25 protein-coding genes are annotated in these 24863 nt (G+C 64.9%); 11 read left to right on the top strand and 14 right to left on the bottom strand.

The features are described from left to right. Positions 1–31 precede the first annotated feature (31 nt). Complete coding sequence (locus CH281_RS07920) at positions 32–565, bottom strand: CGNR zinc finger domain-containing protein (RefSeq protein WP_032406598.1); 534 nt, start codon at positions 563–565, stop codon at positions 32–34. Between the two features lie 39 nt (positions 566–604). Here CH281_RS07920 and CH281_RS07915 point away from each other — a divergent pair, with 39 nt between their 5' ends. Further along, complete coding sequence (locus CH281_RS07915; RefSeq protein ID WP_032406597.1) at positions 605–1606, top strand: EamA family transporter; 1002 nt, start codon at positions 605–607, stop codon at positions 1604–1606. A gap of 7 nt (positions 1607–1613) precedes the next feature. Here the strand turns inward: CH281_RS07915 and CH281_RS07910 are convergent, their stop codons facing one another. Then, on the bottom strand, positions 1614–2258 hold the full coding sequence (locus tag CH281_RS07910; RefSeq protein WP_032406596.1) for a TetR/AcrR family transcriptional regulator: 645 nt from the start codon (positions 2256–2258) through the stop codon (positions 1614–1616). A gap of 72 nt (positions 2259–2330) precedes the next feature. Between CH281_RS07910 and CH281_RS07905 the strand changes: the two genes are divergently transcribed. The 3 genes from CH281_RS07905 to CH281_RS07895 are packed head-to-tail and all read left to right on the top strand — an operon-like array spanning position 2331 to position 5410. Then, positions 2331–3197, top strand: a complete 867-nt coding sequence (locus CH281_RS07905; protein ID WP_032364730.1) for an SDR family oxidoreductase — start codon at positions 2331–2333, stop codon at positions 3195–3197. Positions 3198–3222: 25 nt separating this feature from the next. Continuing rightward, a complete protein-coding gene (locus CH281_RS07900) occupies positions 3223–4713 on the top strand; it encodes a flavin-containing monooxygenase (protein ID WP_032406595.1) in 1491 nt (496 codons plus the stop codon). Between the two features lie 37 nt (positions 4714–4750). Next, positions 4751–5410, top strand: a complete 660-nt coding sequence (locus CH281_RS07895) for an NADPH-dependent F420 reductase (protein ID WP_027494431.1) — start codon at positions 4751–4753, stop codon at positions 5408–5410. Positions 5411–5424: 14 nt separating this feature from the next. On the opposite strand, the gene CH281_RS07890 is transcribed toward CH281_RS07895, so the two are convergent. The 5 genes from CH281_RS07890 to CH281_RS07870 form a co-directional block, all read right to left on the bottom strand. After that, on the bottom strand, positions 5425–5706 hold the full coding sequence (locus CH281_RS07890; protein WP_027494430.1) for a protealysin inhibitor emfourin: 282 nt from the start codon (positions 5704–5706) through the stop codon (positions 5425–5427). Positions 5707–5715: 9 nt separating this feature from the next. Further along, positions 5716–6789, bottom strand: a complete 1074-nt coding sequence (locus CH281_RS07885) for a M4 family metallopeptidase (RefSeq protein ID WP_027494429.1) — start codon at positions 6787–6789, stop codon at positions 5716–5718. A 90-nt stretch (positions 6790–6879) separates the two neighbouring features. Then, positions 6880–7629 (bottom strand): 5'/3'-nucleotidase SurE, encoded by a 750-nt coding sequence (gene surE / locus CH281_RS07880; RefSeq protein ID WP_094622858.1) that lies wholly within the window; start codon positions 7627–7629, stop codon positions 6880–6882. Next, positions 7626–8579, bottom strand: a complete 954-nt coding sequence (locus CH281_RS07875; RefSeq protein ID WP_032406593.1) for a 1-phosphofructokinase family hexose kinase — start codon at positions 8577–8579, stop codon at positions 7626–7628. Before CH281_RS07875 ends, surE begins: the two co-directional genes overlap by 4 nt. 57 nt (positions 8580–8636) lie before the next feature. Beyond that, positions 8637–10310: a phospholipase D family protein gene (locus tag CH281_RS07870; RefSeq protein WP_027494426.1), complete on the bottom strand. Its 1674-nt coding sequence runs from the start codon at positions 10308–10310 to the stop codon at positions 8637–8639. Positions 10311–10364: 54 nt separating this feature from the next. Between CH281_RS07870 and CH281_RS07865 the strand changes: the two genes are divergently transcribed. Further along, entirely contained in the window at positions 10365–11213 is an 849-nt protein-coding gene (locus CH281_RS07865; protein WP_027494425.1) for an aldo/keto reductase, read from the top strand. A gap of 72 nt (positions 11214–11285) precedes the next feature. Here the strand turns inward: CH281_RS07865 and CH281_RS07860 are convergent, their stop codons facing one another. Further along, entirely contained in the window at positions 11286–11924 is a 639-nt protein-coding gene (locus CH281_RS07860) for a 3-oxoacid CoA-transferase subunit B (protein ID WP_032373830.1), read from the bottom strand. Next, positions 11921–12682, bottom strand: a complete 762-nt coding sequence (locus CH281_RS07855; RefSeq protein ID WP_094693672.1) for a CoA transferase subunit A — start codon at positions 12680–12682, stop codon at positions 11921–11923. The genes CH281_RS07860 and CH281_RS07855 overlap by 4 nt, the downstream gene beginning before the upstream one ends. Before the next feature lie 141 nt (positions 12683–12823). Between CH281_RS07855 and CH281_RS07850 the strand changes: the two genes are divergently transcribed. Then, a complete protein-coding gene (locus CH281_RS07850; protein WP_032373878.1) occupies positions 12824–13606 on the top strand; it encodes an IclR family transcriptional regulator in 783 nt (260 codons plus the stop codon). Here CH281_RS07850 and CH281_RS07845 read toward each other — a convergent pair. Both CH281_RS07845 and CH281_RS07840 read right to left on the bottom strand, forming a co-directional pair. After that, on the bottom strand, positions 13603–13857 hold the full coding sequence (locus CH281_RS07845; RefSeq protein WP_032373831.1) for a hypothetical protein: 255 nt from the start codon (positions 13855–13857) through the stop codon (positions 13603–13605). The genes CH281_RS07850 and CH281_RS07845 overlap by 4 nt on opposite strands. A 9-nt stretch (positions 13858–13866) precedes the next feature. After that, complete coding sequence (locus CH281_RS07840; protein ID WP_179274141.1) at positions 13867–14832, bottom strand: arsenic resistance protein; 966 nt, start codon at positions 14830–14832, stop codon at positions 13867–13869. Between the two features lie 211 nt (positions 14833–15043). Here CH281_RS07840 and CH281_RS07835 point away from each other — a divergent pair, with 211 nt between their 5' ends. Beyond that, positions 15044–17056: an HNH endonuclease signature motif containing protein gene (locus CH281_RS07835; protein WP_179274140.1), complete on the top strand. Its 2013-nt coding sequence runs from the start codon at positions 15044–15046 to the stop codon at positions 17054–17056. Positions 17057–17080: 24 nt separating this feature from the next. On the opposite strand, the gene CH281_RS07830 is transcribed toward CH281_RS07835, so the two are convergent. Further along, positions 17081–18901, bottom strand: a complete 1821-nt coding sequence (locus CH281_RS07830; RefSeq protein WP_179274139.1) for a pyridoxamine 5'-phosphate oxidase family protein — start codon at positions 18899–18901, stop codon at positions 17081–17083. 134 nt (positions 18902–19035) lie between these two features. After that, positions 19036–19917 carry an alpha/beta fold hydrolase gene (locus tag CH281_RS07825; protein WP_094664850.1) on the bottom strand — a complete coding sequence of 294 codons (882 nt, stop codon included), beginning with the start codon at positions 19915–19917 and terminating at the stop codon, positions 19036–19038. An 86-nt stretch (positions 19918–20003) separates the two neighbouring features. Between CH281_RS07825 and CH281_RS07820 the strand changes: the two genes are divergently transcribed. After that, positions 20004–20519: a CGNR zinc finger domain-containing protein gene (locus CH281_RS07820; RefSeq protein WP_094664848.1), complete on the top strand. Its 516-nt coding sequence runs from the start codon at positions 20004–20006 to the stop codon at positions 20517–20519. A 187-nt stretch (positions 20520–20706) separates the two neighbouring features. Here CH281_RS07820 and CH281_RS07815 read toward each other — a convergent pair whose 3' ends face one another. Then, positions 20707–21852 carry an NADH:flavin oxidoreductase gene (locus CH281_RS07815; protein WP_179274138.1) on the bottom strand — a complete coding sequence of 382 codons (1146 nt, stop codon included), beginning with the start codon at positions 21850–21852 and terminating at the stop codon, positions 20707–20709. A gap of 65 nt (positions 21853–21917) precedes the next feature. On the opposite strand from CH281_RS07815, the gene CH281_RS07810 reads away from it, so the two are divergent. From CH281_RS07810 to CH281_RS07800, 3 genes are all read left to right on the top strand, one after another. Beyond that, positions 21918–22739, top strand: coding sequence for a sulfurtransferase (locus CH281_RS07810; protein WP_094693666.1), 822 nt, complete (start codon positions 21918–21920; stop codon positions 22737–22739). Between the two features lie 72 nt (positions 22740–22811). Continuing rightward, a complete protein-coding gene (locus CH281_RS07805; RefSeq protein WP_094693664.1) occupies positions 22812–23639 on the top strand; it encodes an SDR family oxidoreductase in 828 nt (275 codons plus the stop codon). A 62-nt stretch (positions 23640–23701) separates the two neighbouring features. Further along, positions 23702–24847: an acyl-CoA dehydrogenase family protein gene (locus CH281_RS07800; protein WP_239536539.1), complete on the top strand. Its 1146-nt coding sequence runs from the start codon at positions 23702–23704 to the stop codon at positions 24845–24847. Positions 24848–24863 lie beyond the last annotated feature (16 nt).

The following is a 24863-nucleotide window of genomic DNA, read 5'->3' as shown; positions in this document are numbered from 1 at the left end:
CCCGAAACCCGGTCGTCTAAGCCCTGCGGTGCTACTGGGCCTTGCGTGCGCGGTACGCGGCGACCGCCGCGCGGTTGCCGCAGGTGGTGCTGCAGAAGCGGCGAGAGCGGTTTCGGGAGAGGTCGAGAACCAGCCCGTTGCAGTCCGGATCGGCGCAGACGTCGAAACGAGAGAGCTCGTCGGCTCGGATGACGTCGATCATGGCCATCGCGGTCTCGACGACGATGCGGGTTGCCAGTGGACTGTCGTCGGCGACGGCATGGACGTGCCAGTCGAGAGTGTCGTGCCGGACCAGTCGGGGCAGGGCCGAGGATTCGGCAAGCAAGCGGTTCACCTCGAGCACGGCATCGTCTCGACTGCTGGTGAGCAGTGATCGCACGGTCGGACGCAGTGCCCGCACCGCCTCGAGCTCGGCGTCGTCGCCGTCGAACCGTCCGGAGTAGCCCTGGTCGGTGAAGAACTCGGCCAGCTCCTCGCGGGTGGTCAGCGTGTCCGGGTCTTCGGCGGAATTGACCAATGCCACGGCGGACAGAAGCGACAGTTCTGCGTCATGAGCAAAAAGCATGTTGACACCTTACCAATTCACTCCCTACTGTCACATGTCATGACGGCTTACACTCATGACGCGCTGGTGGATCGCGCAGCTGCACACGACGCTGCGGCACGGTCGCGTCGACTCTCGGGGCTCGGGTTCGCGCTCCTGTCCGCGGCATCGTTCGGGCTCTCCGGCTCACTGGCCAAAGGCCTGCTCGATGCCGGCTGGACCGCCGGTGCCGCCGTGACTGCGCGCATCCTGCTCGCGGCAGCGGTGTTGCTGATTCCGTCGATTCTCGCGCTGCGTGGACGCTGGGGCCTGTTGGTCAAGAATTGGAAGCTGCTCGTGGCCTACGGTGCCTTCGCGGTGGCCGGTTGTCAGCTCGCGTTCTTCAACGCCGTCGGCCGAATGGACGTGGGTGTCGCACTGCTCATCGAATTCACCTCGCCCGTAGCCGTCATCGGCTGGATGTGGTTTCGGCACCAGCAGCGTCCGGGCCGGCTGACGCTGGTCGGTGCGCTGTTGGCCGCAATGGGGCTGGTACTCGTTCTCGACCTGATCTCCGGCGCGGACGTCGACAGCGTCGGCGTGCTGTGGGCGCTCGGTGCGATGGCGGGAGCCGCCGTCTACTGGGTGCTCTCCGCCGACGAGAGCAACGGCTTGCCGCCGATCGTGCTCGCCGGGGGCGGTCTGCTGGCAGGTGGACTCATTCTGCTCGCCGCTGGGCTGGTCGGCATCGTCCCGTTCGCGGCTCCGCTGACCGACGTCACGTTCGTCGATGCCGTTGTGCCATGGTGGGTTCCGATCATCGGTCTCGGTGTGGTGACCGCCGCTCTGGCGTACGTGCTCGGAATTGCAGCCGGTCGACGCCTCGGCTCGCGGCTGGCGTCGTTCATGGGTCTGATGGAAGTTGTTGCGGCGCTTGTGTTCGCGTGGCTGTTGCTCGGCCAGGCTCCGGGACCGATCCAATTGGCCGGTGGCGCACTGATTCTGCTCGGTGTCGTCGTCGTCAAATCAGGTGAACGCGTCACCTCGGACGAACCTGTGGAGCCGCTGCAGAGCAGAGCATGACAGCTGCTCAGCCGTCGACGCGTCCGAATACGACGGCGGCCAGAATGGTGTGCGCGCTGGCGATCACGGAGTCGAGAGGTTCGCGTTCGGGGGACAGCAACCATTGCTGAGCAATGGTGAGTACCGCGCCCACCAGGCCCATCGCCAGCGTTTTACGGTTCGGCCCGGCCAGGCCACGGCTGGACCCTACGGTGTCGGCGACCTGTAGCACCGTCGCCGAGAACGAGGTGGTGGTCTTGCGGTACAACGCGTCGACGGTGGGGGATACGCCGAGGATTTCGACGAAGGCGATACGAGCGGATTTCGGCTGCTCGGCGACGAACGTGAAGAATCCGGTCAGGGCTCCTCGGAGCACCTGTTCGCTGGACTCCGTTTCCGACGCCGCTCCGGCGAGGATGCTCTCGCGCATCGCGTCGGTAGCGCGGGCGTAGGTGGCCATCAGCAGGTCTTCGCTGTTGGTGAAGGACTCGTAGAAGTAGCGCTTGGTCAGGCCCGCTTCGGTGCAGACTTTCTCCACGGTCGCCGTTCGGTACCCGGTGGTGCCGAACACTTCGACGGCGGCATCGAGCAGGCGGGTTCGACGCTCCTGCTGCCGCTGCTGCGGGGGAGCTCCGCGATACGTCCTGCCGACGTCACTGTGATGGGTAGTCACAGACAGATCTTGACACCGCTCGGTATCAGATGCAAAGTGTTCGCAGGAATGCATCTCGATCGAGGGGGAGACATGGCGTCATCGACGCTCCGGAACAAGGTCGTTCTGATCACCGGCGCGGCACGAGGAATCGGTGCCGAGACCGCACGTGCGTTGGCAGGTCGTGGAGCCAAGTTGGTACTCGTCGACGTCGACGAGGCCCCGCTGCGGGAGGTCGCGACGCAGCTGAAGGCCGAGGCGTTCGTCGCCGACGTCCGAAATCTGGACGACATGCAGCGCGCCGTCGACGGCGGCATCGCGGCCTACGGGGGCATCGATCTGGTGCTCGCCAATGCGGGAATCGCCAGCTACGGATCCATCCTGCAGGTGGACCCGGCCACGTTCCAGCGCGTCATGGACATCAACGTGATGGGCGTGTTCAACACCGTCCGCGCGGCCTTGCCGTCGCTGATCGAACGCAACGGCTACATCCTCGTCGTCTCCTCGCTGGCCGCGTTCACCCCGTGCCCCGGCTTGGCCGCGTACAACGCCAGCAAGGCCGCAGCCGAGCATTTCGCCAATGCGCTTCGGCTGGAAGTGAACTACCGAGGAGTCGACGTCGGCTCGGCCCACATGGCCTGGATCGATACCCCGATGGTCCAGGACGCGAAGTCCGATCTCACGGCCTTCCAGGATTTGCTCGCGGTACTGCCCGGCCCCCTCGGGAAGACGATGACCGTCGAGCAGTGCGTGGATGCGTTCGTCGACGGCCTGGCCAAGCGCAAGCGCCGCGTCTACGTACCGCGGTGGGTTGGTGCGGCGTCCTGGTTCAAGGCCGTCATCACCTCGCGCGTCGGCGATCGCAGCATGTTGGCGCACGTGCCGACGATCCTGCCCAAGATGGACGAAGAAGTAGCGCGTCTCGGTAGGTCCGAGAGCGCACGCAACAAAATCAGCTGACCCCCCACCGAAGGAATCGTTGCTCATGACTGCCGTACTGACCACCCCCGAGGTCGATGTCCTCATCATCGGTGCCGGCCTGTCCGGGATCGGTGCCGCGCGTCACCTCGGCCACGATCTGCCCGGGAAGACGTACACCATCCTCGAAAGCCGCGGGGCGATCGGTGGCACCTGGGATCTGTTCCGCTATCCCGGTATTCGCTCCGATTCCGACATGTACACCCTCGGGTACAGCTTCAGGCCGTGGACAGGAGAGAAGTCCATCGCCGACGGTTCCGACATCCGTAACTACATCGTCGAAACCGCACGAGAAGCGGGTGTGGACAAGCACATTCGATACCACCACAAGGTCGTCGCCCTCGAATGGTCGTCCGAGCAGCAGTTCTGGACGGTCACGGCGCAGCGCAGCGACACGAACGAGACCGTCACGATCACCGCGTCGTTCGTGTTCTCCTGCAGTGGTTACTACAACTACGACAAGGGTTTCAGCCCGGAGTTCGTCGGCCAGGAGAACTTCGGTGGGCAGGTGATCCACCCGCAGCACTGGCCCGAGGATCTGGATTACGCGGGCAAGAAGGTCGTCGTCATCGGCAGCGGTGCAACGGCGATCACGTTGGCTCCCAACCTCGCTCGTGAGGCCGAGCACGTGACGTTGCTGCAGCGCTCGCCGAGCTACATCCTTTCGCTCCCCTCGAAGGATCCGATTGCGCAGACACTGCGGAAGCGTCTGCCGAAGAAGTTGGCGTACAGCGTGACTCGGCTCAAGAACGTGTCGATGGCCATGTTGATCTTCACGTTGAGCCAGAAGTACCCGGAATTCATGAAGAAGCGGATCCGGAAGATGCAGGAGGGCTGGCTGCCGAAGGGGTACGACCTGGACACCCACTTCACCCCGTCGTACAACCCGTGGGATCAGCGCCTGTGCCTGGTGCCCGACAACGATCTGTTCCGCTCGATCCGCAAGGACGAGGTCTCGATCGTCACCGATCACATCGACAGCTTCACCGAGACCGGCCTGAAGTTGAAGTCCGGCCAGCACCTCGACGCCGATATCGTTGTCACGGCAACGGGATTGAACCTGTCCGCACTCGGTGGCGCGACCTTCCGCGTCGACGGTAGAGACGTGGATCTGCCCAGCACCATGGCGTACAAGGGCATGATGCTCACCGGAATCCCCAACTTCGCTTTTGTCGTCGGGTACACCAACGCGTCGTGGACGCTCAAAGCCGACATGGTCTCGAACTACGTCATGCGCCTGCTCGCCCACATGGACGAGAACGGGTACAGCACCGTCGAGCTCGAACGCGACCCGTCCGTGGACGAAGAGCCGTTCCTCGATTTCGCCGCCGGCTACGTGCTGCGGGCCGTGGACAACTTCCCGAGGCAGGGCAGTGAAACTCCGTGGAAGCTGCGGATGAATTACTTCCGCGACCTGCCGGTTCTGCGGTACGGCAAGCTCGTCGACAAGGCGATGAAGTTCGGGCGGCCTCGATCGAAGGTCGCGGTCGCTTCCTGACGGGAATAGATCGAGTCCCTGATCGTTTGTTCCGGACATGAAAATTGGCATCATCGGAAGTGGATTCATCGGTGGAACGCTCGTGCGCCGGTTGACGGCGCTCGGTCACGAGGTTCGGTTCTCGAACTCACGAGACCCGGAGACTCTGGCGGAGCTGGCGTCGGAAACCGGAGCGACGGCGGTGTGGGCAGCGGACGCGGCGCAGGATGCGGACCTGGTCATCCTCAGCATCCCGCAGAAGAACGTGCCCGACCTCGCCGCCGGTATCGCCGGCGCACGCAAGCCCGGAGCGCCGATCATCGAAACGAACAACTACTACCCGCAGCAGCGCGACGGTCTGATCGAAGACATCGAAGGCGGCACACCCGAGAGCGTATGGGTGTCGCAGCAGCTCGGTGAGCCGGTGATCAAGGCGTTCAACGGAATTTGGTACAAGCACCTGCTCGAGAAGGGTGTTCCTGCCGGAACCGACAAGCGCATCGCACTGCCGATCGCCGGGGACGACGCAGAGTCGAAGAAGTTGGTGTTCTCGGTGATCGACGAGCTCGGCTTCGACCCGGTCGATGCCGGTTCTCTCGCCGAGTCCTGGCGTCAGCAACCGGGAACCCCGGTGTACGGCAAGGACTTCGGCGTCGACGACACGGTGAAGGCGTTGGCCGAGGCGTCCCCGGAACGCTCCGCGGAATGGAAAGCTTGAGCCGAGCTGCTGAACTACCTGACGCGACCCTCGCGGAGTGTGCGCTCCGCGAGGTCGCGTAGCGGCCCGGTCAGGGCCGAATCGCCGACCCGGCACGATTGCTCGCCCACCGACACGTTCCACACGAAGGTGTCGCGGGCCTGCGACTCGGCCGGCTCGGGTGGGGGCGGCTCAGCCAGGTACGGGCGCGCAGCCTCGACCAGCGACTGCCATTCCGGCTCGTCGGTCTCGACCACTCCGCGCTTGGACATTCCGGCGATCCCGCCGGTTCGCAGTACCTCGATGCGCAGGCTCATGCCCCTCGATCACACCCGATCGTCGCTCGGCTCCCGTGTTGACTGAACTCCCACGGTAGACCAACCGGTGGCCACGGCCCGTGCGACGTCGGAATCGGCACCGAATCGCTTCTGCGCTGCGAGCAGCGTCGCCGCGGAGAAACCCGCGAAGTCGACCGTCGGTGCCAGACCCCCGACAGTCATGGTGTCGAACCAGACCTGCCCGACGCGGTCCCACGCCGGGCCACCCAAGGTGGTTGCGGCGACGGCGAACGCGCGGTTGGGAATGCCCGAGTTGATGTGCACACCGCCGTCGTCCTCGGTGGTGACGACGAAGTCGTCCATGCTCGCCGGCTGTGGGTCTTTGCCGAGTACATCGTCGTCGTACGCGGTACCGGGCTCGAGGAGCGAGCGCAGCGCCTTGCCCTGCACCGCAGGCAGGAACAGACCTTCGCCGATCAACCACGACGCGTCCTCGGCGTTCTGCTTCGCGGTGTACTGCTCCACGAGTGCACCGAACACGTCGGAGATGGATTCGTTCAGTGCGCCGGCCTGGTCCTTGTATTCGAGCGGGGTGGTGTACTGCGTGAAACCGTGCGCGAGCTCGTGTGCAATGACGCCCAGAGAAACGGTGAAGCGGGCGAACACCTCTCCGTCACCGTCGCCGAACACCATGCGAGAGCCGTCCCAGAACGCGTTGTCGTAGTCCCGGCCGTAATGGACCGTCGCATCGAGGGGCAGGCCGCTGCCGTCGAGACTCGAGTAGCCGTACACCTCGTCGAAGAACGCATACGTGGCACCGAGGCCGTCGTATGCCTCGTCGGTCGCAGCATCGCCGGTGGGATCCTCACCCTCGGCGCGAACCTGCTGACCCGGGAGGTCGCGGGTCGCTTTCGCATCGGAGATGGTGCGTTCGAGGGTGCCGCCGGTCCGCGGTGCGATGGCGGTACGTGCCTGGACGACCTCTCTGCCCGCCCGCATCTCGCGGTCGGCCAGCAGAGTCGCGCGGGCACCGGCTCCCTGCAGACGCTCGAGCAGAAACGGTGGAACTACGCCATGCGAGTGGAGCCTGCGGAACGATCCGGAATCGGTATCTGTCGTCATGTGCGGTGACCCCCTAGGTCCGTTGCATGTGCGGTGATGATTCCCAGTGTGCCCGAGGGCACCGACACAATCGGCTCCACCGCACCGAGCTCACTCACGCAGCGTCGACAGATCGATGCTGTCCACCTCGCTCGGGGGACGCAGCGCGGTGACGGTCGCCCAGTTCCGGGCCAGCAGGGAGGCGTCGGAGTCGTCGTCCTCCGCGTGGATCTCGTCGAACCGGACGGTGACGAAATCTTCTCCGCGATCGCCTATTTCGGCCTGCACCGCGCCGTACCGGGCCAGCGAGGCCGGAACGATCCCGGCGAAATCCGACCGTGGAACGTCGGGAATGTTGACGTTGACGACGGCATCGACGGTCAGGTGCGAAATCATCCATGTCACCGCCAGATGCGCGACGTGTTCGGCGGTGTCCCAGTGCGACGGCCGGGTGGCGAGCGAGGACAGCGCCATGGCGGGAACCCCGTGCGTCAACGCGGTCAGCGCCGCGCCCACCGTGCCCGAATGTAGAACGGCCGCACCGGTATTGGGGCCGTGATTGATACCGGAGAGGACCACGTCGGGTGGATCGCCGAAGGCCCCTCGGGTGGCGACGAACGCGATGAGGGCCGGTGAGGCCTGTACCGCATAGACCTCGACGCCGCGCAGCCCCTCGATCTCGGTTCGCTCGATACCCAGGTGATCGTCGACGCCCATCCCCGTCAGCGATGCACTGGCACCGCTGCGTTCCTCGTGGGGTGCGGCCACCACGACGTCGAGGCCGGCGTCGAGCGCGACCCGCGCCAGCAGTGCGATGCCTGCGCTGTCCACGCCGTCGTCGTTGGTGATCAGCGCCCTCATTTCTTGCCCGCCTTGCCGTACGGACGCACGTCGACCGATTCGGTGAGTCCGAGAACCAGGTCTTTTCGGCCGCTACCGAGGCCGCGGCGGGTGACGTTGGCAGTGCCCGCGCCGCCGCCCAGGCGGAGCGCCTCCGGCATCGACATCCCCTGAGCAATTCCGGCGGCGATGCCGGCGCTCATCGAATCGCCTGCGCCGTGGTGGTCGACCATCTGCAGACCCGGGGTGACGATCTCCAGCACGTCGCCGTCGACCAGCGCCAGGGCGGGGTCTCCCGCTCGGGAGATCACGACCACCTCGGCACCGTCGTCGTGCATCTTTCGCATGGCATCGATCAGGTGCTTCGGGTCCTCGGTCTCGGCTCCGCCGTCGGCGATCAGATCCTCGTGGCTGACCTTGAGAACTGTGAGGCCGCCGGCGAGGGCGGCCAGCATGGTGGGGCCCGACAGGTCCGCCACCACCGGGACGTCGAGCGCACGTAGGTCTGCGCACAGTCGCTCGTAGACCTCGGGCGGCACGATGTTGTCGGCGTGCGGACCGCCGAGAATTGCCACGTCGCTGCGGGCGCCGGTGGCAAGTGCCGCGCCGAACAGGTCGTCGAGCGCGTGCCTGGCCAGCGGCGGCGGATCGACCGTGGCCAGTACCTCGCGCTCTCCGCTTCGGCGATCGTGCACGTAGGAGCCGCTTTCCTGGCCGATGTCGACGGAGACGACGGAGATGCCCTCGCTCTCGACGATGCCCCGCAATACGGCACCGATCTCGCCGCCGAACACCCCGGCGAGGGTGACATCGAGACCGAGCACCGACGCCATCCTGGCGATCCAGTGACCCTGACCGCCCGCGTGCACGTGCAGTTCGGTACTGCCGTTGGGGGCAGCGTCGAGGGTCACCGTCAGTAGTGGGGACGGCGCGAAGACGAGCGCGCTCGGTGCGCGAGAGGAGGTGGACATCGTGAGCGAATGCCCGATATGTCAGGTCCGAAACAGCTACAACTCGAAAACGTGGACTCAGAATCGACGACGCAGGCGCATCCCGATAGGGCGTCCGTCGGGGTCGACGAACAACCGGTAGGCGAGTGCGGCAAGTCGCTGCTGCCAGACGGGCGGCACCGTGATCTCGTGCATTCGCAGTCGGCCGACGGGCCGGGGCTTCGCGGACGGGTTGCGGTGCCAGTTGTCCAGGGCCGTCGCGCTCGCCGAGATCACGTCGAAGAACTGCTGCGGGTCGACGAGGTCGGCGTCGTCGCCGTCGGCCCGCCCGAGGTGTTCGCGGATCAGTTCGAGTCTCAGGTTGCGCGCGTGGGTTCTGGCGCCGTCGCCGAGGCCTGCTGGGTCCAAGGGTGCCCGATCGTCGCGCTGCTCGTCGACAATGGCCGCGGTCAGCTCCGAATCATGGGTCCAGGAGCGGCGATTGAAGTTGTCCGACCCCACTGCCGCCCACACGTCGTCGATGATGCAGACCTTCGAGTGCACGTATACCGGTATGCCACGGTCGTTTTCGATGTCGAGTACCAGTACGCGGTCACCGCCGGCCGCGCGGATGACCCCGAGCGCCGCCGAGTGTCCCAGCAGCGCAGAGGGAATGGTCAGGTTGCTGTCGTCGTCGAGGTGTTTGGGGACCACCACCACCAGCCGCAGGTTCGGCTTGCGGCGCAGTGCCGCGGCGAACACGCGCGCGACGTCGACGGACCACAGATATTGGTCCTCGATGTAGATCAGCTCGGTGGCGCGGTCGAGGGCTTTGGCGTACGCACGGGCCGCGCTGCGCTCGCCTCTCGTCGCGAACGGGTAGGCGGGGCGTCGACGCGGGTAAGTACGCAGCAGCTGAACCGAGCACGTGCCCTGCGGCTCCGGGGCGGCGGCAGCGGGTGGCAACTCCGACGGTTCACGCGTGACTCCGCGCAGGAAATCGGGAATGGCATGCCACGGTAGACGCGAGAGCGCCGCGGGATCTTCCCACCGTTCGCGGAAGACGTCCTCCACATCCCGGACTGCGGGGCCCTCGATCTGCACCTGCACGTCGTGCCACGCCGGAATCTCGCCGTACTCGGGCGGGAAGGGGCGCGAGACGGGATCGCCGAAGTGATCGGCGTCGTCGCGTCGAGCACGGGCCAGATCGATACCGCCCACGAAAGCGACGTCGGGCAGATCTTTCCTGCCGTACCGCACGACCACGAACTTCTGATGGTGGCTCCCGGTGACCAGCACGCGCTGGTCCAGAATGACCTCGCCGCCCGCCTCCTCCAGCCGCAGCGCGAGCTTGCGGTTCTTCGGACCGGTGAAACCGAGGGTTTCCATGTGGGAGCGCCACACCATGCCCTTGACGACGCCACCGCGGTGCGCGACGGCGGCCAGTGCATCCTCGACGGTCACGCCGTCGTCGGTGAGCAGCTGCTCCGGGTCCCCGCGCCAATCGGTGAAGAGCACCAGATCGTCGCGCTCGGTCTGCTCGAGGGCCCGTGCGAGTGCCGCGAAGTACGTCTTGCCGTGCACGAGGTTCTCGACGCGATTGCCCTCGGTCCAGGCCGAAATTCGGGTGTCGTCGTTGCCTCGCTCGGGCGCGGTCAGGAACCATGGGTGCCCCGGATCGAAACTGCGCTCTGGAGCTGTCAGAGCAGAGGTGGACCGACCGAATTTCTCGGCAACTCCGTCTACGACGCGCCGGATGCGCTGCACTATCACGATGGCATTGTTCCACCCGGTTTGAAGGCCACAGTGGGCGGGCACCCCGGCGATATGACTCAGGTACCCAACGTCACGCTCAGAAACGGCAAGCAGATTCCCCAGCTCGGTTTCGGCGTCTTTCAGATCGACGCCGACGAGACCGCGAAGGCCGTCGAAACGGCGCTCGAGATCGGCTACCGACACATCGACACCGCGCAGATGTACGGCAACGAGAAGCAGGTCGGCGAGGGCATTCGTAACTCCGGCATCGACCGCGAATCGGTGTTCGTCACCAGCAAGCTCAACAACGGTTTCCACCGGCCCGACGACGCGCGCTCGGCGTTCGACAAGACGCTCAGCGACCTCGGGACCGACTACGTCGATCTCTTCCTCATCCACTGGCCGCTGCCCACCCGGTACGACGGCGACTTCGTCTCCACGTGGAAGACGTTGGAGGAGTTCGCGGCCGACGGCCGGGCCCGCAACATCGGCGTCTCGAACTTCCAGCCCGCTCACCTCGATCGCCTCGCCGAAGAGACCGAGACGGTCCCCGCGGTGAACCAGATCGAGGTGCACCCGTACTTCGTCAACCACGACGTGTGGGCCTACGGCCGCGAACATGCCATCCCCACCGAGGCGTGGTCGCCGATCGCTCAGGGCAACGTTCTCGACGACGCGGAACTGAAGCGAATCGCCGACGCCACAGGCAAATCCGTCGCACAGGTGGTGCTGCGCTGGCACATTCAGCGTGGCAACATCATCTTCCCGAAGTCGGTGACACCGGAGCGAGTGAAGGCCAACTTCGACATCTTCGACTTCGAGCTGAGCTCGGCCGACGTCGATGCAATCACTGCACTCGACAAGGGCGAGGAAGGCCGGAACGGTCCGAATCCGGACACGTTCGACATGATCCCGGACTAGAACGTAACACTGTGGGCCCGAACGTCTTCGGACGTTCGGGCCCACAGTGCTGTTCGAACGGCTGTCAGTGCTTCAGTGCTTCAGGGTTGATCCGGTGGCGGCGACGACCTGTTCGGTGGTCACCCCGGGTGCAAGTTCCACCAGCTTCAGCGTGCCGTCGCCGACGACATCGATGACGGCCAGGTTGGTGATGATGCGGTCGACGACGCCCTGGCCGGTCAGCGGCAGGGTGCACGCGTCGAGGATCTTCGGATTGCCGTCGCGGTCGGTGTGTTCCATGACCACGATGACGCGTCGAGCCCCGTGCACCAGGTCCATAGCGCCGCCCATACCCTTGACCATCTTGCCGGGGACCATCCAGTTGGCGAGGTCGCCGTTTCGGGAGACCTGCATGCCGCCGAGGACGGCCGTGTCGATGTGACCGCCTCGGATCATGCCGAAGCTCAGCGACGAATCGAAGTACGACGCACCGGGATTGACGGTGACTGTCTCCTTTCCGGCATTGATGAGGTTGGCGTCGACCTCGTCCTCGGTGGGGTAGGGGCCGGTGCCGAGGATGCCGTTCTCCGAATGCAGAGTGACGTTCACCTTGTCGGTGAGGTAGCCCGGGATCAGCGTCGGCAAGCCGATGCCGAGGTTGACGTATTCGCCGTCGACCATCTCGGCCGCCGCACGCTCGGCCATCCGGTCTCGGGTCCATCCTGCGGTCATGCTCCAACTCCTGAACTGACGGTGCGCTTTTCGATGCGCTTGTCCTGTGGACCGGTATGTACGACACGTTGGACGAACACTCCGGGGAGATGCACCTGGGCCGGGTCGATTTCGCCGGGCTCGACGAGCTTCTCCACCTGAGCGATGGTGATCCTGCCCGCCATCGCTGCCAGCGGATTGAAGTTCATCGCTGTCTTGTCGAACACGAGATTGCCTGCGGTGTCGCCGATCTCGGCGTGCACCAGAGCGAAGTCGGCGTTGATCGCCTCCTCGAGCACGTAGCGTTTGTTGCCGAACACCCGTGTTTCCTTGGGCGGTGACTCGATCGAGACGGAACCGTCGGCGTTGTAGCGCCACGGCATTCCGCCGTCGGCGATGGGGCTGCCGACCCCGGCGGGGGTGAAGAAGGCGGGAATGCCGGTGCCGCCGGCGCGGAGACGCTCGGCGAGCGTGCCCTGCGGTGTCAGTTCCACTTCGAGTTCGCCGGCGAGGTACTGCCGGGCGAACTCCTTGTTCTCGCCGACGTACGACGCAGTGACGCGGCGAATACGTCCGGCTGCCAACAGAATTCCCAATCCGTAGCCGTCGACGCCGCAGTTGTTGGAGAACACCTCCAATTCGTCCGCGTCGGTGTCGGCGATGGCCTCGATGAGGGCATCGGGGATGCCGCACAGGCCGAAGCCGCCGACCGCGATGGTCGCTCCTCTACCGATGTCCGCCACCGCGTCGGCTGCGGAGTCGTAGGTCTTTCCTGTCACGTGAACTCCTGATGTGTTCGTTGAGCAAACGATGGGTCCAGTGAACTCAACCTGGGGGCATCGCGGTTGCTTTAGGAAATTCTGCTCGATTGTCGAACATGAAGTGCGTCGGCGTTCACTCAGCGGACGTACAGTGGTGCGGTGACTGTGCTCGATGCCAACGCAGGCGTCATCGCCAAAGTGTGTGCTCTGCTGCGTGCCGCCAGTGCGGCGGAGGCGGCCGGTACCTCGACCACCGAGTTGGCGAGGTCTGCTGGCGTTGCGCGCCCGACGGCGCATCGGCTGTTGACGGAACTGGCCGACGAAGGATTCGTCGACCGCGATACGGCGACCGGACGGTGGGCACTGGGACCGGAAATCTATCTCCTCGGTTCCATGGCCGCATTGCGCTACGACGTCACCGATCAGGCCCGAGATATCGTGCAGGACTTGGCAATGCGGAGCGGCGAGAGTGCGTTCCTGTCCGCGCGTCGAGGTGGCGAGACGGTGTGTCTGCTTCGGGTGGAGGGCAGCTTCCCGCTACGGTCGCATGTGCTGTACGAGGGCATCCGACTACCGCTGGGTGTGGCCTCCGCAGGCTTGGCCGTTCTCGCTCATCTCCCGGACCGCGAGGTCGACGACTACCTCGACGGAGTCGATCTGGTGCCCGAGTGGGGAGCCGATCATTCGGAAACGGCCATTCGCCACCGGATCGAGCTGACGCGGTCCTCGGGCTACGCCGTCAACCCGGCGTTGCTCGTGGAAGGCAGCTGGGGACTGGGAGCAGCGGTGTTCGACCGCGGCCGCAGGCCGGCATGGGCGTTGAGTCTGACCGGTGTGGAAACGAGGTTTCGAGAGGACAGACGTCGGGAGTTGGGAAAGATGCTGCTCGACGCCGCGCATCGGCTCACCCTGCAGGTGGGCACCCGTCCCGATCCGATCTAGCCGTCCAGTTCTTCGAGAATGTCTGCGGCATCCTGGCTTCCGCCGGCTGCCAGCCGCTGCAGTTCGTCGCGGTCCTCGCGCTCTCCGGCGCGTTCGACGAGCATGTCGACGGCGTCGCTGTTGCCGGCTGCGGCAAGTGAACGCAGGTCGTCGACGGTGCCCTGCTCCACCAATTCGTCGATCGCGTCCTGGTCACCGCCCGCAGCCCGTGCACGTAGCGCGGTCAGGTCGGATGGCGTGCGTTCGGTCATGTTCGGAGTCTAGGTCGCCGGTGCGAGGCGAGGAACGATCCTGACGTACGCGATCATGCCGATCAGCTCCACCAACGTCTGCGTCACCACGACCACTGCGGCGAGGGAAAGAGCCGGCGGCAGCGCGAGCGCGAGAGGCAGCACCACCAGCGAGTTCCGGGTCGCCCCGGAGAAGATCAAAGCCCGGGTCGCGGGCACGTCCTGGCGGGTGATCCGAGCCGTCGCGAGTCCGACGACGGCCATGACGACCAGAAACGCGACGAAGATCGGCACTGCTGCGATCAGCTGAGATGCCTCGCTGCGGACTGCGTCGACCTGAGATGCGACGACGACTGCGAGGGTCGCCATCATGATCGGCACCATCGCCGCTGCCATGGCGTCCATGATGCGAGTGCCGAGGCGTGTGCGTCGTGCCAACCACTGCGTTGCCGCAGCCGATGTCAGTGGCAGCGCGATCAGTAGGACGAACGCCTCGACGAACGGTGCGACGTCGATGATCTTCACCAGGTCGGGTCCGACGAACAACCAGAGATACAGCGGCAAGAACGCGATCTGCAGCAGCATCAGCAACGGAGCAGCGGCGAGAAGTCGTTCCGATGCCGCCCCGGCCAACCCGCTGAAAACGATGACGTAGTCGATGCACGGAGCCAACAGCACCAGAAGTATCCCGACGAGCACCGCTTCGTTACTCGCAACGAACCGGGTCAGTGCGAACACGACGATCGGAACGAGCACGAAATTGAGCACCACGACGCTGAGCAAGAAATTCGTGTCGCGCAGCGATACACCGATGGCGGAGAACGGAACTGCGAGGAACGTCGCGTAGAGCAAGACTATCAGCACCGGATTGATGGCGATTTCGAATGCGGGAGCCGATGCCGGTGCCGCCAACCCGACAACAACTCCGACGGCCAACGCCAATAGGTACAGCGGGATCTGGAACTTCTCCAGCCACGCCACTGCCGAACCGGTCACGTGGTACTCGTCGGTGAAGTGTAGAGGGTGGGCACGTACCGAGGATAGGCGTTGTCGAGTATTCGGGGGATGTGGCTCGGGTGCGCGATCATCGCCGCGTCGGTCCGACGACCTGGGGTTCGACGGGTCCGGCGTTCTTGTCGGTGGGTCGGGTTACTCTTCTTGCAGTTCGAACATGCGTTCTTGTTTCGATTCACTGGGGGGTGAAGAGATGGCGATACCGACGGTCTCGTTGGATGCGTTGACCGCCGCTGCGCGAGAAGAGAATCGGCTGGCGGCCCGCAAGATTTCCGCGTGCTACGACGTCCATCGGAGCTGGATCACTCTCGACACCAAGCACAAGCACTACAGCCGGTATGGGCGCACCGAGATGGCGGTGGCGTTGGGGTGTTCGGCGACGGTCGCCGAGGCGTATGTCTCGGTCGGGGTCGCCCTGCACACTCGACTGCCGCTGGTGAAGAAGGCATTCGAGGCTGGGGAGATCGACCTTCCGCGAGTGAGGGTGGTGTGCCGGATCCTCGACAACCTCTCGGACGACATCGTGAGGTCGGTCGAGGACGAGATCGTCGAGGCGGCCCGACGGTCGTCACCGGGGCCGTTGGAGAAGGAGATCTGGGACATTCTTCTGCGGGTCGCGCCGGAGGAAGCAGCAGCGTTGCGGGAGTTCGCGAAAAAGTTCCGCAATGTTTCCTACGCCCCGGCTGGGGAGTTGGCGCGGATCCGAGCAGAATTGACCGCCCCCGAAGCCGCGGCCGCATGGCAGCTCCTGGAGGAAATGGCCGACACGCTCTGCTCGAAAGACCCACGCGGAAAACAGGATCGGCTGTGTGACGCCTTCATGGCGCGGATGCACGGTGAACCCCGGCTGGTATGCCTGTGTCAACGAGCGGACTGCCCGAAGAAAGATGCAGAGCTGCCGGATCGTCGGGTGCCGTTGACGATGGTCACTGTCGATATCGCAACGCTGATCGGACTGCTCGCGAACCCGGCGTACCTGGCCGGGCACGGATCCATCGATCCCGACCTCGCGCGGGCATTGGCGCGCAACAGTCACTGGCAGGTCCTGCTCACCGAGGCGGTGACGTTGGCAGAGAAACTCGGACTGGCAGTGCAGAACCCGGAAACCGGGGAATGGGAACAACGCTCGGCAGAAACCACAGCCGAGCCGAGTGCGACAGAGCCCGAGCCGGCAGAGCCTGACGCGACACAAACCAACGCGGAACCGAATGCAGCGAAACCGGATACGCGAGTAACGCGGACGGATACTGGCACTGGCACTGGCACTGGCACTGGCACTGGCACTGGCACTGGCACTGGCACTGGCACTGCAACGAACACAGCAGCGCCACTACCGTCGATACCGCCGCCTTCGGTACCGCCACCGTCGCTACCGGACCCAGGACCGCATCCCGGCGCAGGGCCGGGCCAGGGTTCGGGTTCGGTTGCCGCAGAATCGCATTCGAAGCCAGACCCGACACCGCCTGAACCGACCGGCTACGACGAGACCCAGCACCGGCAACGACGTCGGAATGCCTTGGCGTCCTCTGCAGCCCTGTTCTGTACTCACACACCCGTCGGCAGGGGTACACGGCACAGCTCTGCCCTCGACCTATCCTCGGAGGTCCGCCCCGACAACCCGACGATCCGCCCCGCAGGCCGCACCGCACAGCGCACTTCCTCAGGCATCTATCTCGGCAACGCATCCCTGGCCGCAGCCCTCGAAGCCGCCATCGCCGCCGACCCCACCCTCGGCAAGTCCGTCCGACGCGACCCACTCACCGACCGAGCCCTGATCTACCGGCCCGACGCCCTCACCACCGCGGCAGTCCGGCTACGCGACCGGCATTGCCGTTTCCCCGGCTGCCACCGACCTGCCGAACGCTGCCAACTCGACCACATCATCGCCTTCGATCACGCCAATCCACTCGGCGGCGGCTGGACGACAGTCAACAACCTCCAATGCCTCTGCGAATACCACCACAGCGTCAAAACCGCAGGCTATTGGAAAGCGGTCATGCTCCCCGGTGGCGCGGTTCTATGGACCTCCACCTCGAAGACCACCCGAATCACCCTGCCCGCCAACGGAACAGCCGTACCCATCATCGGCAACGACCTCCGGCCCTATATCCCCACCAAACCGCGACGATCGGGAGTCATCGCCTACCCCGACCCACCGAACAACGAACAGCCCGAGACAGACGACACGGCAGCACCGCCCTTCTAGAGGCCGCGTTCTTGGATGCAGCGTTCAATAGTCGAACGCCTCGAACCTGACGTCTTCACCAGCCAACCACCCCAGAACTGCTGCGTGTAGAGGAGGCACAGCGCACACATAGAACTGCCTTCGCCCGACGTGGCCTACGGCTTTGACGTCGGACTCGGTCATTCGTCGTATGTATGTCCGGGCTCGGAGCTGTTCGAGAGTGCGTGCCTTGGCATGCCCGTCGGTGTCCAACTGTCCGGTGATGAACACCGTGATCGCCATCCCCAAGTGGCCGACCTGCTCGATGACGTCGACGGCGAGAGCCAGGTCCTCTGCGCGGATGCTCCACAGCAGGGTCAGCGCGAGTCCGGATTCGTGGGCAGCATGCGCCTGCGCCATGAAGGGCGTGATCCCGATCCCCGATGCCACGACCACTACGTCGTCGGTATCGGGCTGCGTATCGGCGTATCTGGTGTCGTCCTCGCCGCCGAAGCCCATGACAGGGACGGGCAGGTCCGACCCTGGAGTCCACCGCGACAGCAGGCGGCTGACCGGTCCGTGCTCCCGAACGGTTATCTCGAATACATTGCTGCCCGAAGTGTTCGGTTCGCTGGACACCGTGAACGTTCTGATGAAGTCGTCGTTGAGGGAGCTCGGGTCATGATCGCGCATGTGCGACCAGCCACGATCGAGTCGATGCGAGAAGTCGAGGGTGACGTGTTGCCCTGCACTCCATCGCACCGGCGTCGACGACTCGCCCGGAGAAAGCCGGAATGTGTAGCGCGATATCGTCGGTGTGATCGGCAGCTTGTGGATCAGCGAGGCAAGCATTCTGTCCGCTGATCTGGGCCGCCGGCCCGAACCTCCGACCTCGCGGGCCAATCTTCGAACCGGCGGGTTGTACGGCGACGGGTCGAGCAGCGTGCCTCGGAATGCAAGGCCCTCTCTTACGAAGCGCACTGCCTCGATATCGATCCGTACAGCCATACTGCTATGTGGCAGAACGCTTTCAGCGGCATCTCCGATCAGTACCTCTGCGCGTCCCGTCAGGTAGAGGATGTCGCCGGTGTCGAAATCGGGAAAGGTGAGTCCCACTGCCCGGTCGGAAGTGATGTTTCCCAACGTCTGGTAGAGGCGGTTCCCCGAGTACTCCGGGTACACCAGGGTCACGCCCTCCGTGTCGGAGTTGCTGAATATCCGGACGAATCCTGGTGCCCCACCGCGGATGTTGGTGTCCATGCTGTGGGCACCGTGTCGGCTGGAGATGAGGAACGTGTCGGATCTGCCGATGAGGGCGAGGGCGTCGGCTGGTAGGGGGAGCGAATCGGTGATCAACTGCGGAGATGATGCGTAGGGTGTTATCGCCCGCTTGTTCAGATATTTGGGGCAGTTTCCGAGGGTTTCGTCGACTGCGACATTCACCTGTACGTCGATAGGTTCGCTGGTCTCCGAAGGCGTTGTGTTCGTTCGCCTTTCCATCACCATCCCGTCGTGCAGCCGTCCTGCGATCTTGACCCGGCCCCTGTGCTCGAGATCGATGACGAGGCCCGAGACCAGCCTTCCTCGTCCGTTCGTGGCTTCGTCGCCCACGAGACCCTCGAGCACTGGGTCGGTACCCGTCCAGTGAGCGCCCGGATCTGCGGGACGAGGTTCGAGCCGGGTCCGAAACCTCACTCGGAGAACACTGTCCGCGGCCACGGTTGCTGTTCCCGGAGCGCCTCCGAGCAGCGTTGTCCACACACGGCCGTCGACGCCGATCGTCCCCAGCGCCACGAGTGGGCTCCGGCTCATCCAGGGTCCGTATGCGGCGGGCAGCCCTGGGACAGTGGGGTTGTCCTCGTACGGCACCTGCAGAAGACGGTGCATCGTCTCCTCCCCTGGATGCCACTGGCTCGGCATGTGGTCGTCATCTGCTCGCACGACGTCTGGCCTTTCTCCGAGGTTGTTGGCATACATGGCTATTGGGAACAACTGGTGCGGAATCGAGAACAAGTTCTCTATCAGGCTGCGTGTCGCGCCCCGGAAGATCGGTGCAGGAAGGTGGTGATCAGGGTGGCGACGTCGTCGAGGTGGCTTTCGAGGAGGAAGTGGCCCCCGTCCAGTAGATGAATTTCCGCGTCGGGGAGATCGCGCAGGAACGCGCGCGCGCCGTCGGGTCCGAAGATTTCGTCGTTCTTGCCCCAGACAGCAAGGAGTGGGGGACGACAATCGCGAAAGTAGCGCTGTACCGCGGGATACAGGCGGACGTTGGTCGGATAGTCGGCGAACAGCCGCAGTTGGATCTCGTCGATGCCGGGGCGGGTGAGTAGCGTGTGGTCGTGGATCCAAGCGTCGGGACTCAGGAGCGTCGAATCGGAGACACCGTGGACGTACTGCCATCGGACCGCGTCCAGTTCGAGCGCTTCGCGCAGCGGAGCCGCGGTTTCCGGTGTGCGGTTATTCGCGTAGGTCCATAGAGGAGCCCAGAACGAGTCGACGAACCCTTCCTCGTAGGCATTTCCGTTCTGAGTGACGATGGCGGTGATGCGATCGGGATGGCTGAGGGCGAGACGCCATCCGACGGGTGCGCCGTAGTCCTGGGTGTAGATCGCGTACCGGTCGAGACCCAGCTGCTCGAGGAGGTGATCGGTCACCGCGGTGAGCGTGTCGAAGGTGTAGTCGAAGTTGTCGACGGATGGAGCTGACGAGTATCCGAAGCCGATGAGGTCGGGTGCGATCACGTGAAAATGCTTGCCCAACAACGGGATGAGGTGGCGGAACATGAAAGAGCTCGAGGGTGTTCCGTGCAGCAGCACGATGGTGGGATCGGCGGGATTGCCGGCCTCGCGGTAGAAGACTTCGAGTCCGTCGACGGTGGTGGTGTGGTGATGAACGGCGACCATGAATAACCCCTATAGGTAGTTGATGTGGTTACTCCCATGACGGAACCACACTGGCCGTAACCTGTCAAGCGGTCTACGATGGTTACATGGACACCGCGGAGGCACGGGCGATCGACGAAGCGCTGCTGATCGACCTGCTCAACACCACACCGGTCGTGGATGATCAGCCGATCGATCTCTTGGCGGGCGACGCCGACGGCCGAGACTGGCTGAGTGCACGCGGCGGGACCGGAAGCGCCGAGGAGCTTCAGGTGTGTCGCGCTGTGCGTGACGACCTTCAGCGGGTGGTGCGGGGTGAGGCGTCACCGTCGTCGCTGAGAACGTACTTGGATGGCCTCTCGCGGGTGCCGGTGCTGACCGATGACGCGCTGGACTGGAATCTGCAGGTAGCCGAGGATCGCCGACTGGCTGCGCGAATAGTGCTGGCCTGGGCGGAGATTCGTGAGACTATTCCCGGCGCACTGCGTCCGTGTGCGAATGACGAGTGCCGCCTGTTTCTCCTGGATCGCTCCCGTGCGGGCACCGCGCGGTGGTGTTCGATGGCCACGTGTGGCAACAAGATGAAGGCCCGACGGCACCGTGCTCGGGCAGCGGGCGACTGATTGTCGCGCGCCGCAGCGGGCAGGGCGATCGCCCTCGTCGCGAACATTGTGCTGGCCGGCGCGGGGTGTGCCGTCTCCTGCTCGGGCGCAACACGCGAGCCCACGACCGACCGATCGTGGGCTCGTCGTGCAGGGGTGAGAGTCGCTCTCGGGCGCTAGGACCCGAGGGCGACCAGGGCTGGGGGCGTCAGACCAGGTTCCGAATGTGGTCGCGCGTGAATTCGATGCGCTCGTCGACGCGGCCGTCGCCGACCTTGTTCACCCACTCCGGATCGGAGAGCAGCGCGCGTCCGACAGCCACCAGATCGAACTCGCCGTCCTGGAACTGGCCCGCCAGCGCGTCCAATCCCGTCACACCGGAGGCCGCGTCCTCCGACCATGCCGAGGTGAACACCGAATCGAGGCCCACGGAGCCGACGGTGATGGTCGGAACGCCGGTGAGCTTGCGCGTCCAACCGGCCAGACCGAGCTTGCCGTCCACTCCGTCCAGTTCGGGGAATGCCGGATCCCAGTGCCGACGAGTCGAAGCATGCAGTACGTCCACGCCTGCTTCGACCAGCGGCGTGAGGACGCGATCGAGTTCGGCCGGGTTCTCTGCGAGTCGAGCGTCGAAGTGGTTGCTCTTCCACTGCGAGAAGCGGTAGACGATCGCGAAGTCCTCACCCACCGCGGCGCGGATCGCAGCGACAACCTGTGCGGGGAAGCGGGTGCGGGCCTCGAGAGATCCGCCGAATTCGTCGTCACGCACATTGGTTGTTGCCCAGAGGAATTCGTCGAGAAGGTAACCGTGAGCACCGTGCAGTTCCAGGCCGTCGAAGCCGGTGTTCTTCGCGTTGACGGCAGCCTGAACCCAGTGCGAGGTCAGTTCGTCGAGATCGGCGTCGGTGAAGGCGCGACCGACCGAGGAGCCGTCGAGAGCGATGCCGGACGGGCTGACGGTGGTGACGTCGGGGAACAGGCGTGGCTCGGTGCCGCGCTCGACTCCCAGGTGCCACAGCTGCGGGATGATCGCGCTGCCCTCGGCGTGGACTGCATCGACGACGCCCTTCCATCCGTCGAGGCTGGCGTCGCCGTAGATCCTCGGTACGCGGGTGTGCGGTCCTGCGGCGGGGTCGGGGATATACGTGCCCTCGGTGATGATGAGGCCGGTGCCGCCTGCTGCACGTTTGCGGTAGTACCCCGCCACGTCCGGGCCGGGGATGCCGTCGGGCGAGAACGCCCTCGTCATCGGCGCCATGGCGAAGCGGTTGCGCAGCTTCAGCGACTTGACCTCGAACGGCTCGAAGAGTCCAGCGGTGGACAGGTGCGGTGTTGTTGTTGCAGTTTCGGTCACGCCTGCGCACAACCTAGCCGGAGTCCGAGCTATTCCCCCTCCCGGACTGTTAGCGTCGAAACACTATGAGCCAGTCGCCGCTGATATCAGCTTCCGAATTGCACGGTCTGTTCGAGATGGGTCGCGGCCCCGTGGTCCTGGACATTCGGTGGACCCTTCAAAACGGTAGCGACAGAGCAGGTTACGAGGCGGGGCACATCCCGACCGCGCAATTCGTCGATCTCGGTACGGAACTGGCGGCACCGCCGGACGATCGTGGTCGCCATCCGCTGCCTGATGCGGACACGTTCGTCGCGGCAATGCGGGGAGCCGGAGTCGGCGACGATTCCGCGGTGGTGGTCTACGACGCGGGCCCGGCAACTGCGGCTGCGCGGGCCTGGTGGTTGCTCCGCTACTTCGGCCACCGGGATGTGCGCGTCCTCGACGGCGGGTTCGCGCGATGGGTCGACGAGGGCTATTCCGTCGGCACCGAGCCCTCGATCGTGGCGGCCGGATCGTTCACGGCGCGGCCACCGCTGGCCCGGGTCCTCGAGGTCGAGGACGTGCTGGCCTTCGCCCGCGAGAACGTCCTGCTCGACGCCCGCGCACCCGAGCGATTCCGCGGCGAGGTCGAGCCAGTCGATCCTGTGGCCGGCCACATCCCCGGGGCGATCAACAGGCCGACGGCCGACAATGTCGATTCCGACGGGCGCTTCCTGCCCCCGGAGGTACTCGACGGCGCATTCGGTGGACTCGTACCGAAGGGTAAGGACGTCGCCGTCTACTGCGGCTCGGGCGTGACCGCTGCACATCAGGTTCTCGCACTGGAGTTGGCAGGCATCGACGCGGCGTTGTATCCCGGCTCGTGGTCGGGTTGGATCACCGATCCGACGCGGCCGAGGGCATGACACACCGGCGCTGAGCTGGCAGTTCATCCAACCAGGGTTGAACTTGAATCTGACTTCAACTATACCTGGGTAATGAAGGTTGCAGGCAAGGTCGCCATCGTCACCGGAGGTGGTGGCGGAATCGGCGGAGCCATCGCCGCCAGACTCGCCGAACACGGCACCCGCGTCGTCGTCTCCGATGTGGACGAGTCCACGGCCCGATCCGTGGTCGACGCCATCGAGCGAGACCGGCCGGGCACAGCCGTCGCTGCCGCGGCCGACGCGTCGGACATCGGGGATATCGAGCGGCTGATCGCGGTCGCCGAAGAGTCGTTCGGTCCGGTCGATCTGTATTTCGCAAACGCCGGCATCAGCGGTGCCCCCGGGCTCGACGCCAGTGAACAGGATTGGGACCTGTCCTTCGACGTCAACGTGCGCGCACACATCCGCGCTGCGCAGCTGTTGGTGCCCGGTTGGCTCGAACGTGGTGAGGGCTATTTCGTCAGTACGGCCTCGGCAGCCGGCTTGCTCACCCAGATCGGTTCCGCGACATACGCGACGACCAAGCATGCCGCGGTGGGATTCGCCGAGTGGCTCAACGTCACCTACGGCAATCGGGGCATTCGCGTCAGCTGCCTGTGCCCGATGGGCGTCAATACCAAGCTGCTCTACGAAGGCCGCGAATCGGGAGATGCCTTGGGAGCGGCCGCAACTGCCGCGGTGCTGAGCGCGGGTGCTGTGCTCGAGCCGCTCGACGTCGCCGACGTGGTGCTCGACGCGATGGACCGGGAGCAGTTCCTGATCCTGCCCCACGAGAACGTACTGGACATGTACCGCAACAAAGGTGCCGATTACGACCGGTGGTTGCGCGGCATGCGCCGCTACCAGGACAGCTTGCTCGACAACCAACAGGGGAACTGAACGTGGCATTTTTCGAGACCAGCGACCGCGCAAAGAAGTACGAGTCGGATCTGTTGGAGTTCATGGACTCTCACGTCTATCCGGCGGAGGCGGTGTACGAGCAACAGATGCTCGAAGCCGGTGACCCGCACTTCCATCCCCCGATTCTCGAGGACCTGAAGAAGGAAGCGCGCTCGCGTGGACTGTGGAATCTGTTCCACCCGCACCCCGAGTGGGGCCCCGGCCTGACCAACCTCGAATACGCTCCGCTGGCCGAGATCATGGGCCGCAGCCTGCTCGCCCCCGAGGCATGCAACTGCAACGCACCCGATACCGGCAACATGGAGGTGTTCACCCTCTTCGGTACCGACGAGCACAAAGAGAAGTACCTGAAGCCGTTGCTGGACGGTAAGATTCGTTCGGCCTTCGCGATGACCGAGCCCGACGTCGCCAGTTCCGATGCCACCAACATCGCAATGAAGATGGACCGCGACGGCGACGACTTCATCCTGAACGGGCGCAAATGGTGGACGTCGAACGCGATGCACAAGAACTGCAAGGTTCTGATCGTCATGGGCAAGACCGATCCCGAGGCAGCAACGCACCGGCAGCAGTCGATGCTCGTCGTGCCCATCGATGCGCCCGGCGTCACCGTGCTGCGCAACCTGCCCGTCTTTGGTTACGTCGACCGAGAGGGCCACGCGGAGGTGCTGTTCGAGGACGTGCGGGTGCCGGCGAAGGACGTACTGAAGGGGCCGGGTGAGGGGTTTGCTATCAGTCAGGCTCGGCTGGGGCCCGGTCGTATCCATCACGCGATGCGGACCATCGGTGTTGCGGAACGGGCGCTCGAATTGCTCTGTCGCCGTGCGGTTTCGCGGGTGACCTTCGGCAAGCCGGTCGCCATGCGTGCGAACATCCAGGACTGGATCGCCGAGGCGCGCATCGAGATCGAGAAGACGCGGCTGCTCACGTTCAAGGCCGCATACCTGATGGACACCGTCGGAAACAAGGAAGCGCGCACCGAGATCGCAGCGATCAAGGTCGCTGCGCCCGAGATGGCGCTGAAGATCATCGACCGCGCCATTCAGGTGCACGGCGGCGGCGGAGTCAGCAACGACTTCCCGCTGGCGATGATGTACGCACACGTGCGGACGCTGCGGCTCGCCGACGGTCCCGACGAGGTGCACAAGATGTCCATCGCGAAGATGGAGCTGCGCAAGTACATGTGAACGTAGCTCACCTCAG

The organism is Rhodococcus sp. 06-221-2, from assembly GCF_002258365.1.
GTDB classification, from domain to species: Bacteria; Actinomycetota; Actinomycetes; order Mycobacteriales; family Mycobacteriaceae; genus Rhodococcoides; species Rhodococcoides fascians.
Note: the sequence above shows the minus strand (reverse complement) of the source record. Positions and strands in the feature narration are given on the sequence as shown.